Raw genomic sequence first — 23,814 nt, 5'->3', positions numbered from 1 at the left:
TCTACCGCGACCTGCGGCGCGGCGTCGCCAAGGGCGGCCGGCTGCGGCGCCTGGTCGGCTCGGTCCTGCAGGGGCTCTGCGCCACGTGCTGCTTCGGGCCGCTCGGCCACGGCCGCGTCGAGCCCGCGGCGGCCGGCGGCCACACCTGGTCGGGCCACCGGGAGCGGCCGCGGCGGGTCGCGTACCCAGCCGACTGGGTGGGCGAGTCGCTCCAGCGGCGCGTCCTGGCCGATCCCGCGCTCGTGGCGGGGCTGGTGCCGCGCCGCCGGACCTGGACGGGTGCCGTGCCGGACGCAGTGCCCGACGCGGCGCCGTTCGTCGCGCTGTGCGACGGGAGCCGGACGCTGGCCGAGATCGCCGCCGAGTCGGGGACGGAGCTGGAGCAGGCCGCCGCGGCCCTGGCGGTGGCGGTGCGCCGCGGGCTGCTCACCCACGACCTCTGCCCGCCGGCCACGGTCGCCGACCCGCTGTCCTGGCTACGCGAACGCCTCCCCGCCGAAACCCCCCGCCCGGACGCCTCCCGCCCGGACGCCTCCCGCCCAGACGCCTCCCGCCCAGACGCCTCCCGCCCAGACGCCTCCCGCCCGGACGCCTCCCGCCGGGACGTCCCGCGCTCGGACGCTCCCCGTCCGGACGCCCTCCGCCCGGGTGGTGACCTGTCGGTGGGGCGGCGCGTGCGGGAGATCACCGAGCTGCTCGCCCAGTATCCCGCCGCCTCTCCCGACGTGAAGCTGGCCCTCCAGCGGCGGGTCGAGACGCTGGCCGGCAGCGGGCGCGCGCACGACGACCGGCCCGGCGACCGGCCCGGGGACGACCGCGTGGTCGTGCACGAGGCCGCGGCCGGCACGCTCCGGGTGACCGTCGGCGAAGGGCTGGCGGCCGACCTGGAAGGCCGCGTGCCCCAGGTGCTCGACCTGCTCGCCGCCGACGCCGAGCTGACCAGGCAGCGCACCAACCGGCTGCTCGCCGGCCGGCTCGGCGCGGGCACGTTCGGGCTGGCCGAGGTGCTGGGGGCGGCCGGCGGCCTGGAGATCCGCCACGGCGACCGCCTCGCCGAGCGGATCGCCGCGATCGTGCGCGCCGCCCCGCCCGGCACCGCCACCGTCGACCTCGCGGGCCTGCTGGACGACCCCGAGCCGCCGGCCGCGCCCGTGCTCTGCTCGGCCGACGTCATGGTGGCCGCGCCGTCGCTGGAGGCGTACGAGCCGGGGCTGACCCCGCTGGTCCTCGGCGACCTCCACGATGTCGCGCTGCTGACGCCGTGGGCCCTGCAGTTCCACCCCGACGGCGCCGCGCTCGTCGCCGAGCGGGACGCGGCGATCGTGCGGGCGCTCGGCGGCCACACCGCGCTCAACGTCATCTCGCGCCGCGCCACCGGCCGGCCGCCGCTGGAGTTCCCCGGGCCGGTGCTGGAGCTGGGCGGCGTGACGGCCGACGGCGGGCGGCGCCGGATCGGGCTCGACGAGCTGTACGTGCACAGCGACGGGCACCGGGCCGTCCTGCGGGCCAAGGGGGTGGACGGGCCGCTGCTGCTGCACAACGGCGAGCACGACGACACGGCGCTGCACACGGCGCTCGCCCTGCCCAGGGTTCGCCGGCCGGACCTGCGGCACCTCTCCCGGGTGCCCCGGCTGACCTGGGACAACGTGGTCATCTCGCGGCGCGCGTGGCGCGTGGGGCGGGCGTCGTTCGAGGCGCTCGGGCAGGCGGTCGGGGATCGCGAGCTGCTGGTCGCGATGGCGCGGCTGCGGGAGACGCACGACCTGCCCGTGACGTTCTTCGCCGCGTCCCCCCGCGAACGCCGGCCGATCCACGTGGACACCCGCTCGCCCGCGCTCGTCGAGGGGCTGGGCCGGCTGGCGGCCACGGCCGAGCGGCTCACGCTGACGGAGACCCTGCCGGGGCCGGAGGAGTGCTGGCTGCGCGACGGCGGGCTCCGGTTCGCCGCTGAGCTCCGCTGCGTCTACCTGCGCCCGGCCGGCGGCAGCCCGGCGTCCCGGCCGAAGCCGGAGGCGGCTGACACCTGGCCCTCGGTACCCCGGCCGAAGCCGGAGGCGACCGACACCTGCTCCCCGGCGTCCTGGCCGAAATCGGAGGCGTCCGACACCTGCCCCCCGGCGACGCGTTCGCGGGCGGTCGCCCGCTATCCGGGACCGGCGGACGTGCGCGCGGACTCGTGCTCGCGGGTGGCCGACCCGGTGGCCCCGGGCGCGCGGGCGGCGCATCCGTACCCGTGGCAGGGGGAGTGTCGCTGATGGAGCTGCTCGTCGTCCCGCCGCTCACCGACTTCACCACCGAGGTCGTGCCGCCCCCCGGAGCCGAGGTGCTCGACCTCAATGAACACGTCGTGGAACGCCTCGCCGACCCGTCCCGGCTGCGGGCCGCCGCCGAACGGCTCGACGGCGGGCCGCTCGCGGCGCTGCTCGAGCGGGCGGCGGCGGCCGTCCTGGAACGGCAGGCGTTCGACGACGCCCGCCTCAGAGCGGTGGGCACCGCGCTGCGGCTGGCGGCCGACCCCGCGGTCCGGCTCAGCATCGACGACCTGGAGCTGGCCGAGGGGAGCATGCAGAGCAGCAGGGACGTGCTCGGCGCGGCCGGGCGGTGCGAGGTGTTCCGGCCCGAGGTCGAGCTGGCCGCGGACGTCGCCGGCGGGCGGCGGGCGCACGTCGTGCTGGACGGCGCCCGGCAGCTTCCCGCGGCGTTCGCGCTGGTGGGAGCGCTGGGAGCGGGGCGGGTGACGCTGTGCGGGCGGCTCGTGGCCGAGCACGGCACGGCGCTGCGGCGCGTGCCGGAGCTGGCCGGGGTCGAGTTCTCGGCGTGGTCGCCCGAACGGGTGATCCGCCCCTTGTGGCGCGCGGGCAAAGGGAAGGACACTGACGCCGGGCCCGTCGAGGGGGCACGGTCGCGGGACGCCTCGGACACCCGGCCGGGGAAGCAGGTGCGCTGGGTGACCGGGGCGTGCCGTCCGCCTGCGGGCGGGCCGTGGGCCGGATGGCTTGACGCGGAGCGGGTGGCCGCCTTCCCCAGGGACGTCCTGGCCCGCTGCCGCGGCCTGACGATCGCCGTGACGCGGATCGACTTCCTGGCCGCCGTGACCGGCCTGAACGGGTGGACCGTCAACCTGCGGCGGCTGCTGGCCGCGATCCCGCCGGGCGTGGCGGTGGCGTGCGAGCTGGTGCTGGGCGCGCCCGGAGTGGCCGCGGGCGCCGCGGGGGAGTCCGTCGAGCTGCTGGCGGCGGGCGCCGGCGGGGTCCGGCTGGCCGGGCTGCGGCCGTACCGCATGGCGATCCGCTCGGAGTGGGCCGGGCAGAGCGTGCGCTTCCCGCCGAGGGCCGGGGACGACCTGGTCAGGTGGGTGGAGTTCGACGCGCCCGACACGATGCGGGCCTACGAGGTCACCCGCATGATCAAGGAGTGGCTGGAGCGGCTTCCCGGGCTGCCGCCCGGGCGCCTGGCCGCCTGTTCCGTGGCCGGCGCGGAGCCCGTTCCCGGGTGGGACCCGTGCGTGCAGGTGGTGGCCGGGGGCGCCGGGCCCGACGGGTGCGGGCCCGGGACGTTCGCGGTGAGCCTGCGGTCGGGGCGGTCGTTCCGGCTCAACCCGTACCAGGTCGTGCCCGTCTCCCGGCTGGCCGCCGACGACCCGCACGCCCTCGACTGCCTCCCGGGCCCCGCCCGCGCGCGGCTGACCGACGGGCTGGCGCGGGCCGGGGTGCTGAGGGGGAGCGGGTAAACCGGTTGCCCCGGCCCGCGCGGGGCTGCTGTACTCCCGGGAGCGAGTCCATCGGATCAAGGAGGTCGGCGATGAGGACAACGTTCATGTCCCGCCAGAGCAATGAGACCTCCTATCCAAAGGGCATGACGTTTGTCATCGAGATCATTCGACCAACGGATTCCACCGCATAGCACCTCCGTCCTGCGCCTGCTGCGCCCAGGACCCCGCCGGAGCGCCGCGCTCGTCGCGGCCACAGCCGCCGCCACCGCGCTCCCGCTGGCGGCTCCGCAGATCACCCGCCGCTTCGTGGACGACGCGATCGGCGGCGCGAGCATCAGACAGCTGACCCTGATCGCCGTCGGCTACCTGGCGCTGGCCGTCGCCGGCCAGGCCGCCCGGCTCGTCACCGCGTGGCTGGCCGGCCGTCTGGCCTGGGACGGCACCAACCGCCTGCGCGAGCGCCTCGCCGGGCACGCGCTCGGCCTGGACCTGGGCTTCCACGGCCGGTACACGCCCGGCGAGATGATCGAACGCGTGGACGGCGACGTCGTGGCCGTGGCCGACTTCGTCGTCGCGTTCCTCATGGACGTCGTGGCCAGCGTGCTGCTCCTGGCCGGGGTGGTCGTCATCGTGTTCGGCGTCGACTGGCGCCTCGGCTGCGCGCTGCTGGTCTACTGCCTGCTCATCGGGTGGGGCATGGCCCGCGCCCAGCGGCTGGCCGTTCCGGCGGCCGCCCGGTCACGCGCGGCGAGCGCGCGGCTGTTCGGCATGCTGGAGGAGCGGCTGGCCGGAGCCGAGGACCTGCGGGCCAACGGCGCCGGCGAGCACACCGTACGCCGCTTCCACCAGGTCAGCGCCGCCCTCTACCGCGCCGAGGTCAGGGACGCGCGCATCGGGACCACGCTGCTGGCGGGCACGTCGGTGGCGTTCGCCGCGGGCACCGCGATCATGCTCGGGCTCGCCGCCTGGGCGCTGCGGTCGGGGACGCTCACTGTCGGCACCGCCGTGCTGATCTTCCAGTACACGCTGATGGTACGGACGCCGTTCGAGCGGCTCATCGACCAGATCAGGCAGTACCAGGCGGCGCTGGCCGGCCTGGCCCGCATCGCGGACCTGCTGGCCGAGCGGCGCACGCTGCCCGAGGGCACCCGGCCCCTGCCCGCGACCGGCCCGCTCGGCCTGCGCCTGGCCGGCGTCGGCTTCGCCTACCCCGGCGACGACGAGCAGGTGCTGTCGGGCGTCACCCTCACGCTGGCCCCCGGCGAGACGCTCGGCCTGGTGGGACGCACCGGCAGCGGCAAGACCACGCTCGCCCGCCTGGCGCTGCGCCTGTACGACCCGACCGAGGGCGCGGTACGGGTCGGCGGGCTGGACCTGCGCGAGGCCGACCAGGCGTCCCTGCGAACGCGGATCGGCGTGGTCACGCAGGACGTGCAGCTCTTCGCGGCGAGCCTGCGCGACAACCTGACGCTCTTCCGGCCCTCCCCTGGGGACGCGCGGCTGCGGGAGGTCCTCCACGGCGTCGGGCTGGGCGACTGGCTGGCCGGACTGCCCGGCGGGCTCGACACCGAGCTGCGCGAGGTGTCGGCGGGGGAGGCGCAGCTCATCGCGTTCGCCCGCGCGTTCCTGGCCGACCCCGGGCTCGTCGTGCTCGACGAGGCGTCCAGCAGGCTCGACCCCGCCACCGAACGCCGCATCGAGCGGAGCATCGACCGCCTGCTCGACGGCCGGACCGGCGTGATCATCGCGCACCGCCTGTCCTCGCTGTCGCGCGTGGACAAGATCGCCGTGCTCGACCACGGCAAGATCGTCGAGTACGGCCGCCGCGCCGACCTCGCCGCCGACCCCGGCAGCAGGTTCGGGCGCCTGCTCGACCTGGCGGGGGTGAGCCGGTGAAGCCGGTCATGCTGGTGGCCACCAGGCTGGCCACGTTCGACTTCTGCCGATACCTCGTCGGCGCGCTGCTCTGGCTGCCCGTCCACGTGATCCCGCTGGCGAGCGGGCTCGTCCTGCAGCGGATCTTCGACGGGCTCGGCGGCGACCTGGGCTGGGCGCTGTGGTTGTGCGCGGCGTTCGTGGGCGTGGAGGTCACCCGGGGCCTGATGATCGTGATCGCGTGGACGTACGGGGTCTACTGGTGGGCCGCGGCGGCCACCCTGCTGCGCGCCAACACCCTGCGCTCCGTCCTGACCGCCCGCGGCCAAGCCTCGGCGCGGCTGCCGCACTCGCCCGGCGAGTCCGTCGCCCGCCTGCGGGACGATGTTGCCGACGCGGTCGACTTCACCGACGAGAGCGTCAGCCTGGCCGGGACGACGCTCTTCGCCGTCGCCGCGCTGGGGATCATGGCGTCCGTCGATCCCGTCATCACCGTGGCGCTGGTGCTGCCGATGGTCGCGATCGGCGTGCTGAGCAGGCTCATGCGGCAGACCATCGGGCGGCTGCACCAGCGGGCCAGGACGCTCGGGGCGGCCGTCACGGCGTACGTGGGCGAGATCTTCGGCGGCGTGCTCGCGATCAAGACCGCGGGAGCCGAGGAGGCGGCGCTGGAGCGGCTGCGCGAGCACAACCGGCGGCGGCGCGCGGCCGCCGTCAAGGACCGCCTGGCCACCGACCTGCTGGACGCCACGACCGGCGCGACCGTCGAGCTCAGCATCGGGCTTGTCCTGCTCCTGGCCGCCCCCGCGATGCGCGGCGGCGAGTTCACGGTGGGCGACCTCGCGCTGTTCACCAGCTACGTCGGCTGGCTCACGGCTCTGCCCCGGTCGATCGGTACCGTCCTCTACCGCCTGCCGCAGGCCGCGGTCGCCACCGACCGGCTCACCCGGCTGATGGCGCCGCACGAGAGCGCCGGCGACCTGTCGCGCGGCGCCGACGTCTGGCTGCGCCGCGACCCGCCGGCCGTCGCGGCCGTGCCCCAGCACCCGGGCCCGCTCCGGGTGCTGGAGGTTCGCGGGCTGAGCGCGGGCGGGGTGCGGGGGATCGACCTGCGCGTCGAGCGCGGCTCGTTCACGGTCGTGACGGGCGCGGTCGGCTCGGGCAAGACCACCCTGGTACGCGCCCTGCTCGGCCTCCTGCCGCTGGACGAGGGCACGATCTCGTGGAACGGCGTGCCCGTCGGCGACCCGGGCACGTTCCTCGTCCCCGGCCGGGCGGCGTACGCGAGCCAGGTGCCGAGGCTGTTCTCCGAGACCCTGCGCGAGAACCTGCTCCTCGGCCGGCCCGCGACCGACGCCGAGATCGGGCGGGCGCTGGAGCTGGCCGCGTTCGAGCCGGACCTGGCCGCGATGCCCGACGGGCTCGACACGGTGGTGGGGCCGCGCGGGGTGCGGCTGTCCGGCGGGCAGGTGCAGCGGGCCACCGCGGCCCGTGCCCTCGTCCGCGACCCGGACCTGCTGGTCGTGGACGACCTGTCGTCCGCGCTCGACGTCGAGACCGAGCGGCTCCTGTGGGAGCGGATCGCCGGCCACGGCACCCTGCTGGTCGTCTCCCACCGGCAGGCCGCGCTCGAGCGCGCCGACCAGATCGTGGTGCTCGACCGCGGCCGGGTCGCGGGGCGCGGGCGGCTCGGCGAGCTGCTGGAGAGCTGCCCGGAGATGCGGCGGCTGTGGAGCGCCGAGCGGATCGCCGAGGCCGAGGAACGCACGGGCGACTGAGCGGCCCGATCTCCGCCGCCCGCCCGTCCTCAGGGCCGGGGGACGGGCGGGAGCGGAGATCGGGCACCATGGAGGGTGTGACAGTGACACGACTGGCCGAGCTGGTCGCGGGCGGAGGCGTGGCGGTGCTCAGCGGAGCGGGCCTGTCGACCGAGTCCGGCATCCCCGACTACCGGGGGCCGACCGGCCGGGCCCGGCGCGCGGAGCCGATGACGTACCAGCGCTTCGTCGGCAGCGCGCAGGCGCGGCAGCGATACTGGGCGCGCAGCCACGTCGGCTGGCGGGAGATCGGCCAGGCCCGGCCCAACGCCGGCCATCAGGCGGTGGCCGAGCTGGAACGGCGCGGGCTGCTCGCCGGCATCGTCACCCAGAACGTCGACGGCCTGCACCAGGCCGCCGGGGCGCGGCGGGTGATCGAGCTGCACGGCGGGCTGGACCGGGTGGTGTGCCTGTCGTGCCGCGAGCGCACGCCCCGCGCCGAGCTGGAGCGGCGGCTGCGGGCCGCCAACCCCGCCTGGGAGGCCGCCGCCGCCCGGATCAACCCCGACGGCGACGCCGTGCTCACCGACGCGCAGGTCACCGGGTTCGAGGTGGTCGGCTGCGTGGCGTGCGGCGGGGTGCTCAAGCCCGACGTGGTGTTCTTCGGCGAGAACGTTCCCCGGCCCCGCGTGGACGAGTGCTTCGCCCTGGTGGCGGGCGCGAGCCTGCTGCTGGTGCTGGGGTCGTCGTTGACGGTCAGGTCGGGGCTGCGGTTCGTCACCAAGGCCGCCTCGCTCGGCATCCCCATCGCCATCGTCAACCAGGGGGAGACCGGCGGCGACGCCGACGCCTCGCTCACCCTGGACGCCCCGCTCGGCCCCACGCTGACCGAGCTCACGACCCGGCTGCCGGTCCCGGCACAATAGGGGTCATGCCTCGTACATGCGCGTGCGGCCTGCCCGCCTCCTACCAGGACTGCTGCGGCAGGCTCCATCGGGGCGAGGCGGCGGCCGCCACCGCCGAGCAGCTCATGCGGTCCAGATACAGCGCGTTCGGCGTGGGCGACGCCGCCTACCTGCTGCGCACCTGGCATCCGTCCGCCCGCCCGGCCCGGCTCGACCTGGACAGGAAGACGCGGTGGGTGCGGCTGGAGGTGCTGGAGACGACCGGCGGCAGCGTCGTCCACACCGAGGGCACGGTGCGCTTCCGCGCCCACTACGTCGAACGCGGCAATCCGGGGGAGATGGAGGAGAACAGCAGGTTCGTCCGTTTCGAGGGCCGCTGGGTGTACGCGGGCGCGCTGTAATCCCTCATCGGGGCTTGCGCGCGACGGCGCCGGCCAGGGTGTGGCGGGACAGGCCGGGCCAGGCGAGGTCGCCGGAGGCCGGCCGCCATTCCGGCAGCGGCACGAGCCCGGGCTCCAGCAGCTCCAGGCCGTCGAAGCAGGCGAGGATCTCCTCACGGGTGCGCCACCGGCCGGTGCCCAGGGTCTCGTTGAACAGCTTCTCGGCGGCGTACGCCTGGGCGGACGCCTCGGGGTGCTCCGTGCCCGGGTCGTAGAAGTGGGAGACGGCCAGGTGGCTGCCGGCCGGGAGGCGGGCCATCAGGCGGGCGGCGATCCCGGCCGGGTCCTCGTGGTCGGCCAGGTGATGCAGAATGCCGAACATCAGCAGCCCCACCGGCTCGCCGAAGTCGATGAGGCGCCTGGTCTCCGGGTCGTCGAGGACCGCGTCCGGGTCCCTGACATCGGCCTCGACGACCGTGGTGTCGTCGTTCACGGCCAGCAGCGCGCGGCCGTGGACGAGCACGATCGGGTCGTGGTCGACGTAGACGACCCGGCTGCCGGGGGCGGCCGACTGGGCGATCTGGTGGACGTTGTCCCGCGTGGGCAGCCCGGAGCCGAGGTCCAGGAACTGGCGCAGCCCGGCCTGTGCCGCCAAGAACCTGACCACCCGCCCGAGGAACTCCCGGTTCGCCCGCGCCGCCTCCGGCGCGTCCGGGACGATCTCCAGCGTCCGCAGCGCCATCTCGCGGTCGGCCTCGTAGTTGTCCTTGCCGCCGAGCATGAAGTCGTAGACACGGGAGACGTTGGGCCTGGAGGTGTCGATTCCGCGCGGCGCGCGCTCCGGCCGGCGGTCGACCATGGGGCTCCTTCGGGTACGCACCGTGGTGCGGAGGTGGCGTAAAGCGATCATAGTGTCGCGGTAAGCCAGATTTCCGCAATTTCGGTAAATGTCGGTCAGGATTCCGTGTCAGGCCCGGCTCGGCAGCTCCGGGGACGGGTGCGTGCGGGAAGTCAGGCGCGGCCGAGGACGCGCATGGCGGGCAGGGCGCGGTCGGCGTAGTCGAACAGGGCCTGGTTCTCCCAGCCGTTGCCCGACGACGGGTCCGCCGGGTCCCAGCCGTTGCCCTTGACGCCGGTCCAGGTCGCCTCCCAGGTGAACAGGCCGAGGCCCAGCCCGTCCGGGACCTGCCGGACGATGTCGGCGACCTTGGCCAGCATCGCGGCCTGGCCCTGCGGGGTCGCCGGGTAGCCGGGGTACGGCTCCGACGAGACGATGATGTTCGGCCAGCCGTCGTCGTCCTCCGCCGTGAACGGGTACGCCGTCTCCACCACGACCACCGGCCGCCCGTAACGGGTGGCCACGTCGTTGATGTTGGCCTGGAACGTCTCCAGGGTCCCGTGCCAGTACGGGTAGTACGACAGCCCGATCACGTCGTACCGGATGCCGTGGGCGGCGGCGTTGTCGAACCACCACCGGTACAGCCCGTTGTCGCCCCCGTTCGCCAGGTGCAGCACGACCTTGGTCGCGCGCGAGACCCGCTTGACCGCGTCGTACCCGGCGTTCAGCAGGCGGGCGGTGCTCGGCCAGTCGGCGTTGGAGCCGTCCGGCCAGAGCAGGCCGCCGTTGATCTCGTTGCCGACCTGCACCATGTCCGCCGTCGTGCCCTGGCGGCGCAGGGCGGCGAGCACGTCGTACGTGTGGTCGTACACGGCCTGCACGAGCTGGTCCAGCGTGAGCGACTCCCACGCGGCGGGCTTGAACTGCTTGCCCGGGTCCGCCCAGGTGTCGGAGTAGTGGAAGTCGACCAGCAGCTTCATGCCCCGCGCCTTGGCCCGCTTGGCGACCGGGAGGATCCGCGCCTTGGTGTTGTAGCCGTCGGCCGGGTTCACCCAGACCTTGAGCCGGATGTAGTTGAGCCCGGCGTCCGACAGGATGCGCAGCGCGTCGCCCTCGCGGCCGCGGGCGTCGCGGTAGACGCCGCCGTACGCCTCCGACTTGGCGAGGCTGGAGACGTCCGCGCCCCTGATCCGCAGCACCCCCGCCTGGGCCGGGTGCGCGACGGTCAGGGACGCGAGCACTAACAGGAGCGTGGTCAGGATGCGTTTCATCGAGGTCTCCCTAGGGGGTGGTGGCGACGACCGTGACCGCGCCGGGCGCGACGGTGACCGATCCTTCGTGCCGTACTCCGTCGAACATGCTGGTCCCGGTCACCCCCTCGACCGTCACGGGCTCGTCGCCGTGGTTGATCAGGAAGACGTGGCCGCCCCGGCGGACGAGTTCGAGGGTGTCGGGGAGGCCGCGCGGCCGGGACACGTCCGCGTGGTCGAGCACCTGGCCGAGGAGCTCGCGCAAGCCGGTGACGGGTGCGGTGGCGAGGTACCAGGCGGAGCCCGCGCCCAGGTCGTGGCGGGTGACGGCGGGGTGTCCCGCGTCGGGTCCGGTGGCGAAGTCGCGTACGGCGACCGCGCCCGCCGGGTGGATCCGCTCGGACCAGATCCGGGCCGTGCCGCCGCCCGCCAGCGTCACCGTCTCGTGCTCGCGCAGCGGGTGGAACTCCTCGATCGACAGGCCCAGGAGCTCGCGCAGCGCGCCGGGGTGGGCACCCGGGTGGATGGTGTCGTGCTCGTCGACGATGCCGGAGAAGTAGGAGACGAGGAGGTTGCCGCCCGCCTCCACGTACCGGTGGAGGTTCTTGGCGGACGCCTCGGTCAGCAGGTACGAGCTCGGCGCCACCACCACCCGATATCCCGAAATATCGGCGGAAGGGTGGACGAAGTCCACCGTGACGTGCTCCCGCCACAGCGCCTCGTAGAAGGCGTCCATCCGCTCCCTGAACGTCAGGTCCACCGACGGCCGCCAGTCCAGCTCCAGCGCCCAGTACGACTCCCAGTCCCAGACCACCGCCACCTCGGCCCGCACCCGGCTGCCCCGCAGCTCGGCCAGCCCACGTAGGTCGGCGCCCAGCCGGACCACCTCGCGCCACTGCTCGGAGCCGGTCCCCGCGTGCGGCACCATGCCCGAGTGGAACTTCTCGGCCCCGAACCGCGAGGCCCTGAACTGGAAGAACAGCACGCTGTCCGAGCCGCGGGCCACGTGCGCCAGGCTGTTGCGGCGCATCTCGCCGGGGCGCTTGGCGATGTTGCGCGGCTGCCAGTTGACCGCCCCCGCCGAGTGCTCCATGAGCATCCACGGCGCGCCGCCCGCCACCGAGCGGGCCAGGTCGGCGGACATGGCCAGGTCGATGTGGTTGTCCGGCCGCTCGGCCCGCAGGTAGTGGTCGTTGGCGACCACGTCCAGCTCGCGGGCCCACTGCCACAGGTCGGTGGACTTGCAGTTCACGGTGCCGGCGAAGTTCGTGGTCACGGGGATGCCGGGGGTGAGCTCGTGCAGGATGTCGCGCTGGAGCGCGTAGTGCTCGCGGTGCTGGCCGTCGCTGAAGCGGGCGTAGTCGAGGCGCTGGGCCGGGTTGACGACCGTGTGGTTGAACCGGGGGGCGTCGATCTCCGCCCAGTCGGTGTACGTCTGGCCCCAGAACGTGGCGCCCCAGGCCTCGTTCAATGCGGAAACATCCCGGTAGGTGGCTTTCAGCCAGCCGCGCCAGGCCGCCACGCTGTGCTCGCAATAGCACTCGCCGAGCGGCGCCCCGTACTCGTTGTGCACGTGCCACATGACCACGGCCGGATGCCCGCGGTAGTGCTCGGCCAGCGCGCGCACCAGCCGCGCGGTCGCCTCGCGGAAGGCCGGGGCGCTGGAGCAGGCGCTCTGCCTGCCGCCGAACCCGATCCGCGTCCCCTCCCTGGTCACCGGCAGCACGTCCGGATATTTCCGGATGAACCAGGCGGGCGGGGCGGCGGTCGGCGTGGCCAGGTCGACGGCGACCCCCGCCTCGTGCAGCCGGTCGACGATCTCGTCCAGCCAGCCGAACTCGTAGCGCCCCTCCGCGGGCTCCATCAGCGCCCACGAGAACAGGCCCAGGCTGACCAGGTTGACCCCGGCCTCGCGCATCAGGGCCACGTCCTCCTCCAGGATCTCGCGTGGCCACTGCTCCGGGTTGTAGTCGCCGCCAAAGGCGATGCCGGCAGGACGCTCCGGGTACATCCATCCCCCTAGAGAAGCTCTTCTGTGAACGTGCACAGTAGCGCCCACCCGGTCTCCCCGGGAACAGTCGCCCTGACTTATCCCGATAATGGCTGATTAACGAGAGCATAACGACCCCTTGACTGACGTTTCGCGCCTGTTTCACTCTGTGCACGTTCACAGAACTTTCTGGAGGTACGCATGCGCGCCAACCGCCTCGGAGCCGCCCTGGCCGTCGTGCTCACGGCTGCTCTCGCGAGCTGCGGGTCCAGCGAACCCGCCCGAAGCACCGAGGCGGCGCAGAGCCCCACGGCCGCCGCCAAGGGACCGGTCAAGCTGACGTACTGGACCTGGGCCCCCAACATGGACAAGATCGCCGCCGTCTGGAACCAGTCGCACCCGGACATCCAGGTCACGGTCAGCAAGCAGGCGGGCGGTGACGACGCGGCCGCCAAGTTCCTCACCGCGGCCAAGGCCGGCAACCCGCCGGACCTGGTGCAGGCCGAGTACCAGCACCTTCCCTCGTTCGTCGCCGCCGACGCGGTGGCCGACATCAAGGCCGAGACGGCCTCGATCAAGGGCGAGTTCGCCGAGGGCCTGTGGGGCCTGGTCACGCTCGGCACGGAGGGCGTGTACGGGATCCCGCAGGACAGCGGCCCGATGATGCTCTTCTACCGCAAGGACCTGTTCGACAAGTACGGCATCGCGGTCCCCAAGACCTGGCAGGAGTACGCCGACGCCGCGCGCACCGTGCACGGGAAGGACCCGAAGGCGTACCTGGGCACGTTCTCCAGCAAGGATCCGGGAGCGTTCACGGGCCTGGCCCAGCAGGCCGGGGCCCAGTGGTGGTCGATCAGCGGCGAGTCCTGGAAGGTCGGCATCGCCGACGAGCCCACCAAGAAGGTCGCCGACTACTGGGGCGGCCTGGTCAAGGAGGGCGTCATCGACGACATGCCGTTCTTCACCCCCGAGTGGAACAAGGCGCTCAACGACGGCAAGCTGCTCACCTGGCCGTCGGCGGTCTGGGCCCCGGGCGTGCTGGCGAGCAACGCGCCCAAGGCCAAGGGCAAGTGGGCCGCCGCGCCGCTGCCGCAGTGGAACGCGGGCGAGAGCTTCAGCGGCTTCTGGGGCGGTTCGTCCACGGCCGTGTCCGCCAAGACGCCGAACAGGGACGCCGCCGCCCAGTTCGCCACCTGGATGAACACCGACCCCGCAGCCCTGGACCTGCTGGTCAAGGAGGCCGCCATCTACCCGGCCGCCACCAAGGCCCAGTCGTCGCTCGGCCAGGCGCCCGACTACTTCTCCAACCAGCCCGACTTCTGGCAGCAGGCCGCCGCCGTCTCCGCCGTCGCCCGCGGCTTCACCTTCGGCCCGAACGTCGGCGTGACGTACAACGCCTTCAAGGACAACTTCGACAAGGCCGTGCAGAACAAGTCATCGTTCTCCGACGCGGTCCAGGGCATGCAGGACGCGACCGTCGCCGACATGCGCAAGTCCGGATTCCAGATCGCCTCATGAAGAAGTCCGGGAGGGGGGCGTGGCCGTACCTGTTCCTGACCCCCGCGATCGTGCTGTTCACGCTCTTCCTCGCGGTCCCCATCGGGTACACCGTCTGGCTGGCGACGCGCCGTACCAAGGTGTCCGGGCTCGGGCTGGGCAGGGGCGCGCGGAAGGAGATCTTCGTCGGCTTCGACAACTTCTCCGCCGCCCTGTCCGACCCCGAGCTGTGGCACGGCTGGCTGCGCGTGCTCGGCTACGGCGCGCTGGTGCTGGTCGTGATGCTGGGGCTGGCCCTGCTGTTCGCGCTGCTGCTGGACTCGGCGCGGGTGCGGCTGGCCCGGTTCTCGCGGATCGCGATCTTCCTGCCGTACGCGGTGCCGGGCGTGGCCGCCACGCTGCTGTGGGGCTTCCTCTACCTGCCCTCGCTCAGCCCCATCAGGGACGTCCTGGACATCGACTTCCTCGGCGCGAGCACCGTCACGTTCTCCATGGCGAACGTGGCGGTGTGGGGCGGGACCGGCTTCAACATGCTCGTGCTCTACACCACGCTCCGGGCGATCCCGCGCGACCTGTACGAGGCCGCGCGGCTGGACGGCGCGTCCGAGCTCCAGATCGCCCTGCGGGTGAAGATCCCGATCCTCACCCCGGCGATCATCCTGACCACCGTCTTCTCGATCATCGCGACCATCCAGGTGTTCACCGAGCCCACCGCGCTGCGGCCGCTGACCAACACGATCAGCTCCACGTGGAGCCCGCTCATGAAGGTCTACCGCGACGCCTTCGTCACCGGCGACCTGTACTCGGCCGCCGCCACCTCGATCGTCATCGCGGCGATCTCGCTCGTCATGTCGTTCGGGTTCCTGCGCGTGGTCCGCAACCGCGCCTTCGGGGAGGGCTGATGGCCACGACACACCGCGCGACGGTCGCGCGCACGCCGTGGGGGGTGGCCCCGACCGGGCTGCTCCTGCTCGGCGCGATCTACTGCCTGTTCCCGGTGCTCTGGGTGCTGATCGCGGCGACCAAGTCGCCGGGCGAACTGTTCACCACCTCGACGCTGGCCTTCGGCACCGGGTTCGCCGACAACGTGACCGAGCTGTTCGCCTACCGGGACGGGGTGTTCTGGCTGTGGGCGGCCAACACGCTGCTGTACGCGGGCGGCGGCGCGCTGCTGTCGACCGCGGTCTCGGCGATCTCGGGGTACGCGCTGGCGAAGTTCCGCTTCCCCGGCCGCGACCTCATCTTCAACCTGCTCATCGGCGGCATCCTCGTGCCGGCCGTGGTGCTGGCGATCCCGCAGTACCTGCTGTTCTCCAAGGTCGGGCTGGCCGACACCTACTGGGCCGTCCTGCTGCCACAGATCCTGCACCCGTACAGCATCTATCTGGCCCGCATCTACGCCACGGCGGCCATCCCCGACTCGCTGCTGGAGGCGGGACGGATCGACGGGGCCACCGAGTGGCGGCTGATGTACCGGGTGGCCCTGCCGCTGATGGTGCCGGGCATGGTGACGATCTTCCTGTTCCAGTTCGTGGCCATCTGGAACAACTTCCTGCTGCCGTTCATCATGCTCGGCGACGACGGCAAGTTCCCGCTCACGGTGGGCCTGTTCACGCTGCTGGAGTCGGGGGCGAACCAGCCCTCGCTCTACAACCTGATCCTCACCGGGGCCTTCCTGTCGCTGGTCCCCTTGATCGCGCTCTTCCTCACGATGCAGCGATACTGGAAGACCGACCTGTCCTCCGGAGCCGTGAAATGAAGCGCCCTACGATCCATGACGTCGCCGCCGCCGCGGGAGTGTCCCGCGGCACGGTGTCCCGGCTGCTCAACGGCGACAAGTACGTCAGCCCGGCGGCACGCGTGGCCATCGAGCGGGCCATCTCGGAGACCGGCTACGTGGTCAACCGGGCCGCCCGCAGCCTCGTCACCCAGCGCACCGGATCGATCGTGATGGTGCTGTCGGAGCCGCACGAGAAGCTGTTCGAGGACCCCAACTACAGCACGACCATCCGGGTCGCCATCAGGATGCTGGCCGAGCGGGACCTGTCGCTGGTGATGATGCTGGCCGGCGACGAGGGCGACCGCGAGCGGGTGGTCCGCTACGTCCGGGGCGGCCACGCCGACGGGGTGCTGCTGATGTCGACGCACGCCGGCGACCCGTTCATCGACGCGCTGCGTTCGGGTCCGCCCGCGGTCTCCTGCGGCGCCGTCATCGGCAGCGAGGGCGTCATCCCGTACGCCGCCGCCGACGAGCGCCTGGGCGGCCGCCAGATGACCGAATACTTCGTGAACCAGGGCCGCAGGCGCATCGCCATGATCACCGGCCCGATGGACACCCCCGGCGGCATCCAGCGCCTGGAGGGCTTCGCCGACGTGCTGGGCCGCAAGGCGACGAAGAAGCTGATCGCGCACGGGGACTGGACGCAGGCCAGCGGCGAGCGCGCGATGACCGAGCTGCTGGCCCGCACGCCCGACGTCGACGCCGTCTTCGTGGCCTCCGACCTGATGGCCGCCGGCGCCCTGGCCGCCCTGCGCGCGGCGGGCCGCCGGGTGCCGGACGACGTGGCGGTGGGCGGCTTCGACGACTCGTCGGTGGCCCTCTCGACGCACCCGCCGCTGACCACGATCCGCCAGCCGCTGGCGGAGGTGGCGCAGGAGACCGTACGCCTGCTGCTCGCGCTCATCGACGGCGCCGAGCACGTGGATCCGGTGATACTGCCCACGGAGCTGGTGATCCGCGAGTCGGCCTGATCCGGTGAGCCGCCGGGCGCGTGCCGGGCAGCCCGGTCAGCCGGCGTTCGCGTTCGCCTTCCTGCGGGCGTACCAGGTGAGCACCCAGAGGACCAGGCCGAGCGCGAGCAGCACGCCCGCGATCTCGTACTGGCCGGAGGGACGTCCGGAGGACCACGGCAGGACCAGGTACACGCACGTGATCGCGCCCACCACGGGCAGGACGCGCCCCGCGCTGAAGTGCCCGGTCGCCGCCCGTTCCCTGCGCAGGACGAGAACGGACACGTTGACCAGCGCGAAGACCGCCAGCAGGAGCAGCGAGGTCGTCCCGCCCAGCAACGACACGACCGGGCTGTCAGGACTCAGCGAGACGAACGTGATCAGCCCGAGGGCGATCACGGTGGTGAACACGATCGCCGCCTGCGGTGTGCGCCGCCCCGGGTGCACCTTGGCCAGGAAGGGCGGCAGCACGCCCTGCTTGCCCATGCCGTAGAGCAGCCGGCTGGCCATCAGCATGTTGATCAACGCGGAGTTGGCCACGGCGAACATCGAGATGAACGGCAGCAGATCGGAGATCGGGAAGCCGGGGGCCGCGGTCTGCACCACCGTCGCGAGCGGGGTCTCGCTCTCGGAGAGCTGTCCGACGGGGACCACGGCGACGGCGCAGATGGACACGAGCACGTAGATCAACCCGGTGATCCCGAGCCCGGTGAACATCATGCGAGGGAAGATCCGGGCCGGATTCTTGGTCTCCTCCGCCATGTTGACCGAGTCCTCGAACCCGACCATGGCGAAGAAGGCCAGCGACGTGGCCGTGCTGACCGCCAGGAACACGCTCTTGTCTGAGGCGGTCTCGAAGGTGACGACGCGGGAGAAGTCGGCGTTCCCGCCGAGGATGAAGTACAGGCTGACCAGGATGACGATCAGCAGACCCGAGAGCTCGACCGCGGTGAGCAGTACGTTGATCTTGACGCTCTCGCCGACGCCGCGGAGGTTGACGGCCAGGACCAGGAGCATGAACGCCAGCGCGATCAGCAGGATGACGCCGTTGCCGACGTCCAGGCCGAAGCCGGTGGCGAGGTTGGCGGCGAAGGCCCGGGACGCCGCCGAGGCAGAGGTGATGCCGGAGCACATCACCGCGAAGCACACCAGGAAGGTCAGGAGGTGCTTGCCGAAGGCCTTGTGCACGTACAGCGCGGCTCCCGCGGCCTGCGGGTATTTCGTCACCAGCTCCAGGTACGAGCACGCGGTGATCAACGCGACGGCGAAGGCGATGGCGAACGGCAGCCAGGCGGCGCCACCCACCTCGCCGGCGATCTCGCCGGTCAGCGCGTAGATCCCGGTGCCGAGAATGTCGCCGACGATGAACAGCAGCAACAGGCCGGGGCCCATCACCTGCTTCAGACTCGGCTCGTCGGCGCCGCTGGTCTGCTCGGCCGGACTGGGGGGTCTGGTTTGGGACATGCGTTAGTCCTTCTCGCTGGGAGCCGCGGGGAAACCGTGATCGCGGGGGGCATGATGGCCGTATGACGATCGAACTGAGCCCGGACGAGCTGCTCACCACCACGCGCAGCGTGCGCAAGCGTCTCGACCTCACCCGGCCCGTCCCCCTGGAGCTCGTGCGCGAGTGCCTCGAGGTCGCGCTCCAGGCGCCCAGCGGCGGCAACCGGCAGGGGTGGCACTGGATGGTCGTGACCGATCCCGAGCTGCGCAAGGCGATCGGCGGCTACTACGAGCGCTCGCACCAGGCGTACTTCGAGTCCGGCTCCTCCGCGCGGGCGCTGTTCCAGGACGACCCGGTCCGGGCGGCGCAGCAGCGGCGGGTGGGCGACAGCTCGCTGTACCTGGCCGAGCACATGGGGGACGTGCCCGTGCTGGTGATCGGGTGCATCACGGTGTCGGGCGACGGGCTGCCCCAGGGGAACCAGGCCGGGCTGTGGGGGTCGCTGCTGCCCGCCGCGTGGAGCTACATGCTGGCAGCCCGCGCCCGCGGGCTGGGCACGGCGTGGACGACGCTGCATCTGGCGTACGAGAGCGAGATCGCCGAGCTGCTCGGCATCCCCGGCGACGTCCGCCAGGGCGTGCTCATCCCGACGGCCTACTTCCTCGGCGAGACGTTCGCCCCGGCGAAGCGGCAGCCGCTCGACGAAGTGCTTCACGTCGATCGCTGGTAGGCGCACAGTAGGAGGATCCGGGAGAAGGAGGCACTCGTGATCCTGCCGACGTCGCTGGTCGGGAGCTACCCGCAGCCGGAGTGGCTGATCGACCGGGCCAGGCTCGCCGGGCGGTTCCCGCCGCGGGTACGGGCCAGGGAGCTGTGGCGGATCCCGCCCGAGCACCTGGCCCAGGCCCAGGACGACGCCACCGAGCTGGCGATCAGGGCCCAGGAACGCGCCGGGCTCGACATCCTCACCGACGGCGAGATGCGCCGCGAGAGCTACTCCAACCACTTCGCCACCGCCCTGGAGGGCGTCGACCTCGACAACCCGGGCACGGCGCTCGACCGCAGCGGCCACCCGAACCCGGTCCCGCGCATCGTCGGCCCGATCCGCCGCCCGGCCCCCGTCCAGGTGGGCGACCTGCGGTTCCTGCGCGCGCGCACCGATCGCCCGGTCAAGATGACGGTGCCGGGACCGTTCACCATGAGCCAGCAGGCGCAGAACGACCACTACCCGGACGCCGAGGCCGCCGCGATGGACTACGCGGCGGCGGTCAACGCCGAGATCCGCGACCTGTTCGCCGCCGGGGCCGACATCGTGCAGATCGACGAGCCGTACATGCAGGCCAGGCCCGAAGCCGCGCGCGCCTTCGGGCTGGCCGCGCTCAACGCCGCGCTCGACGGCGTCACCGGCACGACGGCGGTGCACATCTGCTTCGGGTACGCCGCCATCATCCACGAGCGGCCAGAGGCGTACTCGTTCCTGCCCGAGCTGGCCGGATGCCCGGTGCGGCAGGTGTCGATCGAGACCGCGCAGTCGGGGCTGGACCTCGGCGTGCTGTCCGACCTCAAGGACAAGACGGTCATCCTCGGGGTGATCGACCTGTCCACGCCGGAGGTCGAGCCGGTCGAGGTGGTGGCCGGGCGGGTGCGCAGGGCGTTCGGCCACGTGCCGCCCGATCGGATCGTCATCGCGACCGACTGCGGGATGAAATATCTGCCGCGCGAGTCGGCCGAGGGCAAGATGCGGGCGATGGCCGAAGCCGCCCGCCTGTTGCGTCACGAAATATCGGCATAAATCGGGGGTTGCCAATTAGGATCATGGCTCCACCCATCCCACCAAGGAGCCGACAGTGCCCGAGAGCGAGCAGGAGCGCGCGCCTCGCGGGATCGACACCAGCAAGCCCAGTGTCTCCCGTGTCTATGACTACATGCTCGGCGGCAAGGACAATTACGAGATCGACCGCCAGGTGGCGGCGGCCGCTCTCAAGGTCGCGCCCGACGCGCCCGAGGCGGCCATGGCCAACCGGGAGTTCCTGCGGCGCACGGTCCACTTCCTGGCGGCCGAGGCGGGCATCCGCCAGTTCCTGGACATCGGCTCCGGCCTGCCGACGCAGGGCAACGTCCACGAGATCGCCCAGGCGGTGGCGCCGCAGTCACGGGTCGTCTACGTGGACCACGACCCGATCGTGCTCGTCCACGGCCGCGCCCTGCTCGCCGTGGACGCCAGCACCACGATCGTCGAGGCCGACGCCCGCGAGCCGGGGAAGATCCTCGACGACCGGAAGACGCGCTCGCTGATCGACTTCAGCGAGCCGGTCGGGCTGCTGATGTTCGGGATCCTGCACCACCTGGGCGACGACGAGGACCCGGCCGGCGTCGCGGCCGCGCTCATCGGGCCGCTCGCCCCGGGCAGCCACGTGGTGATCTCGCACTTCCACAACCCGGGCGAGGAGCACCCCGAGGTGTCGAAGCAGGCGTACGAGGCGGAGCGGATCTTCAACGACCACCTCGGCACCGGCCGGTGGCGCACCCGCGAGGAGATCCTCGCCTACTTCGACGGTCTCGAACTGCTGGAGCCCGGCCTGGTGCCGCTGCCCGAGTGGCGCCCGGGCTCCGACGACCGCGCCACGCCGGGCATCACGTACCACACCTTCGTCGGAGGCGTCGCCCGCAAGCCCTAGGCGGGCAGCTTGCCGGTGGCGACCACGTCGCGGTACCAGTGGGCGCTGTCCTTCCAGGTGCGCTCGAGCGTGTCCGGGTCCACCCGCACGATCCCGAACCGCTTGGCGTACCCGTGCGCCCACTCGAAGTTGTCCATCAGCGACCACACGAAGTATCCGCGTACGTCGGCCCCCGCCGAGATCGCCTCGGCCACGGCGGACAGGTGACGGTGCAGGTAGTCGACGCGCCGCTCGTCCCGGATCCGGCCGTCGGGGTCGACGACGTCGGCGAAGGCCGCGCCGTTCTCGGTGATCATCGTGGGCATGGACGGGTAGTCGCGGTGCAGCCGCAGCAGCAGCTCGGTCAGGCCGGTCTCGTCGATGTTCCAGCCCATCTCGGTGTACGGGCCAGGCTGGGGGACGAACTCGACGTCGTCGCAGGCGATCCACGGCGACGCGGCCCCGTCCTGGTGCCCGTCGGCGGTCGCCCGCTCGGAGGATCCGTCCCACTGGCGGACCAGCGTCGGGTTGTAGTAGTTGACCCCGAGCACGTCCAGCGGCTGACATGCGGTGGCCTCGTCGCCGTCGCGCACGAACGACCAGTCGGTCACCGAGGCGGTGTCGGCGATGAGGTCGCGCGGGTAGGCGCCCTCCAGCATGGGGCCGAGGAAGGCCCGGTTGGCCAGCGCGTCCGCGCGGCGTACGGCGTCGGCGTCCTGGTCGGACACGCCGCGCACGTGGTGCAGGTTGAGCGTGACCGACATCTGGGCGGCCGGGTCGACGACCGCGCGCAGCGCCTGGACGGCCAGGCCGTGGCCGAGGTTGAGGTGGTGGACGGCGGCCAGGGCCGCGGCGGGCTCGGTCCTGGCGGGGGCGTGCACGCCGGAGGCGTAGCCGAGGTAGGCCGAGCACCACGGCTCGTTCAGGGTGATCCAGGTGCGGACGCGGTCGCCGAGCGTGCGGCCCATGAGGTCGGCGTACTCGGCGAAGCGGTGGGCGGTGTCGCGGTTCGGCCAGCCGCCCGCGTCCTCCAGCTCCTGCGGCAGGTCCCAGTGGTAGAGGGTGGCGACGGGGGCGATGCCGCGGGTGAGCAGCCCGTCCACCAGCCGCGAGTAGAAGTCCAGGCCCGGCTGGTTGGCCCGGCCGCCCGGCTGCACGCGCGGCCAGGAGATCGAGAACCGGTACGCGCCCACGCCCAGGCCGACGAGGATGTCCAGATCCTCCTCCAGCCGGTGGTAGTGGTCGCAGGCCACGTCACCGGTGTCGCCGCCCGTCACCAGTCCCGGGGTGTGGGAGAAGGTGTCCCAGATCGACGGGCCGCGGCCGTCCTCGTTCCAGGCGCCCTCGACCTGGTAGGCGGCGGTGGCGGTGCCCCACACGAACGTCTCGGGGAAGATGGTCATTCGAACTCCTTTATGGATGCTCGGGCTTTCAAGCCAGAGAGAAAAGGCACACCCGCGTAGCGAGGCAGGAAAGGCGATTCGCCGCCGGGCGGGCCGCCGTCTACTGCAATCGAGCAGTATTTAACTGATCTTCCTGTAAATTGTGAGGCGTGGCGCAGCTCGTGAAGCGGGCCTACAGGTACCGCTTCTACCCGACCTCCGAGCAGGCTTCGGAGCTTGCCCGGACGTTCGGGTGCGTGCGCCTGGTCTACAACAAGGCGCTGGAAGAGCGGACCCGGGCCTACATCCTGGAAGGCAAACGGGTCTCCTACGTGGAGTCCTCCGCCGCGCTGACGGCGTGGAAGAAGACACCCGAGCTGGCGTTCCTGGGCGAGGTGTCGTCGGTGCCGTTGCAGCAGGCACTGCGCCACCTCCAAGCCGCGTTCGCGAACTTCTTCGTGCGCCGGGCGAGGTATCCGACCTTCAAGAGCAAGAAGAAGGCGCGCGCGAGTGCGGAGTACACCCGCTCGGCGTTCCGCTGGCGGGATGGCCGACTCTTTCTGGCGAAGATGGACGCGCCGCTGGACATCGTGTGGTCGCGTCCGCTGCCCGAGGGGGTCGAGCCGTCCACGGTCACGGTGTCGAGGGACGCGGCCGGGCGGTGGTTCGTGTCCATCCTGGTCGAGGAGAAGATCTCGCCGCTGCCGCCGGTCGAGGCGTCGGTGGGCGTGGACGCGGGCATCACGGCGCTGGCCACGCTCTCGACCGGCGAGAAGATCGTCAACCCGCGTCACGAGCGTGCCGACCGGCGCAAGCCGGCCCGTGCTCAGCGATCGCTCGCCCGTAAGGAGAAGGGATCGAACAACCGGGCCAAGGCGCGGCTGCGCGTGGGCAAGGTGTACGCCCGGATCGCCGACCGGCGCCGGGATCATCTGCACAAGGTCACCACACGGCTTGTTCGCGAGAATCAAGTGATCGCCGTGGAGGACCTGACGGTCCGCAATATGGTCAAGAACCGCTCGCTGGCCCGCGCCATCTCGGATGCGGCCTGGCGCGACCTGCGGATGATGCTGGAGTACAAGGCCGCCTGGTACGGGCGCACGCTGGTGGCGGTGGACCGCTGGTTTCCCTCCTCCAAGCTGTGCTCGGCCTGCGGGGCCCTGCAAGGAGCGATGCCGTTGAACGTCCGGGAATGGACTTGCGGCTGCGGCGCGGTCCACGACCGGGACGTCAACGGTGCGAAGAATGTGCTCGCCGCCGGGCTGGCGGAGAGCTGAAACGCCTGTGGAGCTGGTGTAAGACCTCAACGAGAGTCCTCTCGGGCGGGCGACCGGCAGTGAAGCAGGAAGGCCAACCGGCGACGGTTGGAATCCCCCTCGTTTGCTAGGGGGAGGAGG

At 72.4% G+C, this 23,814-nt stretch carries 17 protein-coding genes and 2 pseudogenes; 14 read left to right on the top strand and 5 right to left on the bottom strand.

Going from position 1 to position 23,814, the window contains the following annotated elements; translation table 11 throughout:
• From ACWEPL_RS51440 to ACWEPL_RS51415, 6 genes and pseudogenes are all read left to right on the top strand, one after another.
• Window positions 1-2,255, top strand: a pseudogene (locus ACWEPL_RS51440) (hypothetical protein); the annotation flags it as partial.
• Window positions 2,255-3,730 carry a hypothetical protein gene (locus tag ACWEPL_RS51435; protein ID WP_452440730.1) on the top strand — a complete coding sequence of 492 codons (1,476 nt, stop codon included), beginning with the start codon at window positions 2,255-2,257 and terminating at the stop codon, window positions 3,728-3,730. The pseudogene ACWEPL_RS51440 and the gene ACWEPL_RS51435, both read left to right, overlap by 1 nt.
• A 132-nt stretch (window positions 3,731-3,862) precedes the next feature.
• A complete protein-coding gene (locus tag ACWEPL_RS51430) occupies window positions 3,863-5,608 on the top strand; it encodes an ABC transporter ATP-binding protein (RefSeq protein ID WP_452440729.1) in 1,746 nt (581 codons plus the stop codon).
• A complete protein-coding gene (locus tag ACWEPL_RS51425) occupies window positions 5,605-7,365 on the top strand; it encodes an ABC transporter ATP-binding protein (RefSeq protein ID WP_452440727.1) in 1,761 nt (586 codons plus the stop codon). The genes ACWEPL_RS51430 and ACWEPL_RS51425 overlap by 4 nt, the downstream gene beginning before the upstream one ends.
• A 68-nt stretch (window positions 7,366-7,433) precedes the next feature.
• The gene (locus tag ACWEPL_RS51420) at window positions 7,434-8,270 is read left to right on the top strand and encodes an NAD-dependent protein deacetylase (RefSeq protein ID WP_452440726.1); all 837 of its coding nucleotides are present in this window, start codon (window positions 7,434-7,436) and stop codon (window positions 8,268-8,270) included.
• A 5-nt stretch (window positions 8,271-8,275) separates the two neighbouring features.
• Complete coding sequence (locus tag ACWEPL_RS51415; RefSeq protein WP_452440725.1) at window positions 8,276-8,650, top strand: YchJ family protein; 375 nt, start codon at window positions 8,276-8,278, stop codon at window positions 8,648-8,650.
• A gap of 4 nt (window positions 8,651-8,654) precedes the next feature.
• On the opposite strand, the gene ACWEPL_RS51410 is transcribed toward ACWEPL_RS51415, so the two are convergent.
• The 3 genes from ACWEPL_RS51410 to ACWEPL_RS51400 all read right to left on the bottom strand — a co-directional run bounded on the left by ACWEPL_RS51410 (window position 8,655) and on the right by ACWEPL_RS51400 (window position 12,728).
• Complete coding sequence (locus ACWEPL_RS51410; protein ID WP_452440723.1) at window positions 8,655-9,488, bottom strand: SAM-dependent methyltransferase; 834 nt, start codon at window positions 9,486-9,488, stop codon at window positions 8,655-8,657.
• Window positions 9,489-9,640: 152 nt separating this feature from the next.
• Window positions 9,641-10,738 (bottom strand): glycoside hydrolase family 53 protein, encoded by a 1,098-nt coding sequence (locus tag ACWEPL_RS51405; RefSeq protein WP_452440722.1) that lies wholly within the window; start codon window positions 10,736-10,738, stop codon window positions 9,641-9,643.
• Between the two features lie 10 nt (window positions 10,739-10,748).
• Window positions 10,749-12,728 (bottom strand): beta-galactosidase, encoded by a 1,980-nt coding sequence (locus tag ACWEPL_RS51400; RefSeq protein ID WP_452440721.1) that lies wholly within the window; start codon window positions 12,726-12,728, stop codon window positions 10,749-10,751.
• Between the two features lie 180 nt (window positions 12,729-12,908).
• Here ACWEPL_RS51400 and ACWEPL_RS51395 point away from each other — a divergent pair, with 180 nt between their 5' ends.
• From ACWEPL_RS51395 to ACWEPL_RS51380, 4 genes are read left to right on the top strand one after another with little or no spacing between them, the layout of a single operon-like run.
• Window positions 12,909-14,225 carry an ABC transporter substrate-binding protein gene (locus ACWEPL_RS51395; RefSeq protein WP_452440719.1) on the top strand — a complete coding sequence of 439 codons (1,317 nt, stop codon included), beginning with the start codon at window positions 12,909-12,911 and terminating at the stop codon, window positions 14,223-14,225.
• Complete coding sequence (locus tag ACWEPL_RS51390; protein ID WP_350735197.1) at window positions 14,222-15,106, top strand: carbohydrate ABC transporter permease; 885 nt, start codon at window positions 14,222-14,224, stop codon at window positions 15,104-15,106. Before ACWEPL_RS51395 ends, ACWEPL_RS51390 begins: the two co-directional genes overlap by 4 nt.
• Window positions 15,106-15,963, top strand: coding sequence for a carbohydrate ABC transporter permease (locus ACWEPL_RS51385; protein ID WP_350735199.1), 858 nt, complete (start codon window positions 15,106-15,108; stop codon window positions 15,961-15,963). Before ACWEPL_RS51390 ends, ACWEPL_RS51385 begins: the two co-directional genes overlap by 1 nt.
• Window positions 15,960-16,955 carry a LacI family DNA-binding transcriptional regulator gene (locus ACWEPL_RS51380; RefSeq protein WP_452440717.1) on the top strand — a complete coding sequence of 332 codons (996 nt, stop codon included), beginning with the start codon at window positions 15,960-15,962 and terminating at the stop codon, window positions 16,953-16,955. The genes ACWEPL_RS51385 and ACWEPL_RS51380 overlap by 4 nt, the downstream gene beginning before the upstream one ends.
• Window positions 16,956-16,991: 36 nt before the next feature.
• Here ACWEPL_RS51380 and ACWEPL_RS51375 read toward each other — a convergent pair whose 3' ends face one another.
• On the bottom strand, window positions 16,992-18,398 hold the full coding sequence (locus ACWEPL_RS51375; RefSeq protein WP_452440715.1) for an APC family permease: 1,407 nt from the start codon (window positions 18,396-18,398) through the stop codon (window positions 16,992-16,994).
• Between the two features lie 62 nt (window positions 18,399-18,460).
• Between ACWEPL_RS51375 and ACWEPL_RS51370 the strand changes: the two genes are divergently transcribed.
• Genes ACWEPL_RS51370 through ACWEPL_RS51360 form a run of 3 tightly spaced genes read left to right on the top strand, consistent with a single transcriptional unit; the run spans window position 18,461 to window position 21,056 of the window.
• Window positions 18,461-19,108: a nitroreductase family protein gene (locus tag ACWEPL_RS51370; RefSeq protein WP_363969917.1), complete on the top strand. Its 648-nt coding sequence runs from the start codon at window positions 18,461-18,463 to the stop codon at window positions 19,106-19,108.
• A gap of 36 nt (window positions 19,109-19,144) precedes the next feature.
• A complete protein-coding gene (locus ACWEPL_RS51365) occupies window positions 19,145-20,170 on the top strand; it encodes a hypothetical protein (protein WP_452440714.1) in 1,026 nt (341 codons plus the stop codon).
• 55 nt (window positions 20,171-20,225) lie between these two features.
• The gene (locus ACWEPL_RS51360; protein WP_452440712.1) at window positions 20,226-21,056 is read left to right on the top strand and encodes an SAM-dependent methyltransferase; all 831 of its coding nucleotides are present in this window, start codon (window positions 20,226-20,228) and stop codon (window positions 21,054-21,056) included.
• On the opposite strand, the gene ACWEPL_RS51355 is transcribed toward ACWEPL_RS51360, so the two are convergent.
• Window positions 21,053-22,438 carry a GH1 family beta-glucosidase gene (locus ACWEPL_RS51355; protein WP_452440710.1) on the bottom strand — a complete coding sequence of 462 codons (1,386 nt, stop codon included), beginning with the start codon at window positions 22,436-22,438 and terminating at the stop codon, window positions 21,053-21,055. The genes ACWEPL_RS51360 and ACWEPL_RS51355 overlap by 4 nt on opposite strands.
• A 149-nt stretch (window positions 22,439-22,587) precedes the next feature.
• Here ACWEPL_RS51355 and ACWEPL_RS51350 point away from each other — a divergent pair.
• Window positions 22,588-23,804 (top strand): annotated as a pseudogene (locus ACWEPL_RS51350) (RNA-guided endonuclease InsQ/TnpB family protein).
• The last annotated feature ends 10 nt before the right edge of the window (window positions 23,805-23,814 follow it).

The organism is Nonomuraea sp. NPDC004186 (genome assembly GCF_053603495.1).
The sequence above is the reverse complement of the archived record's forward strand: the minus strand, read 5'-3'. Positions and strand labels throughout refer to the sequence as shown.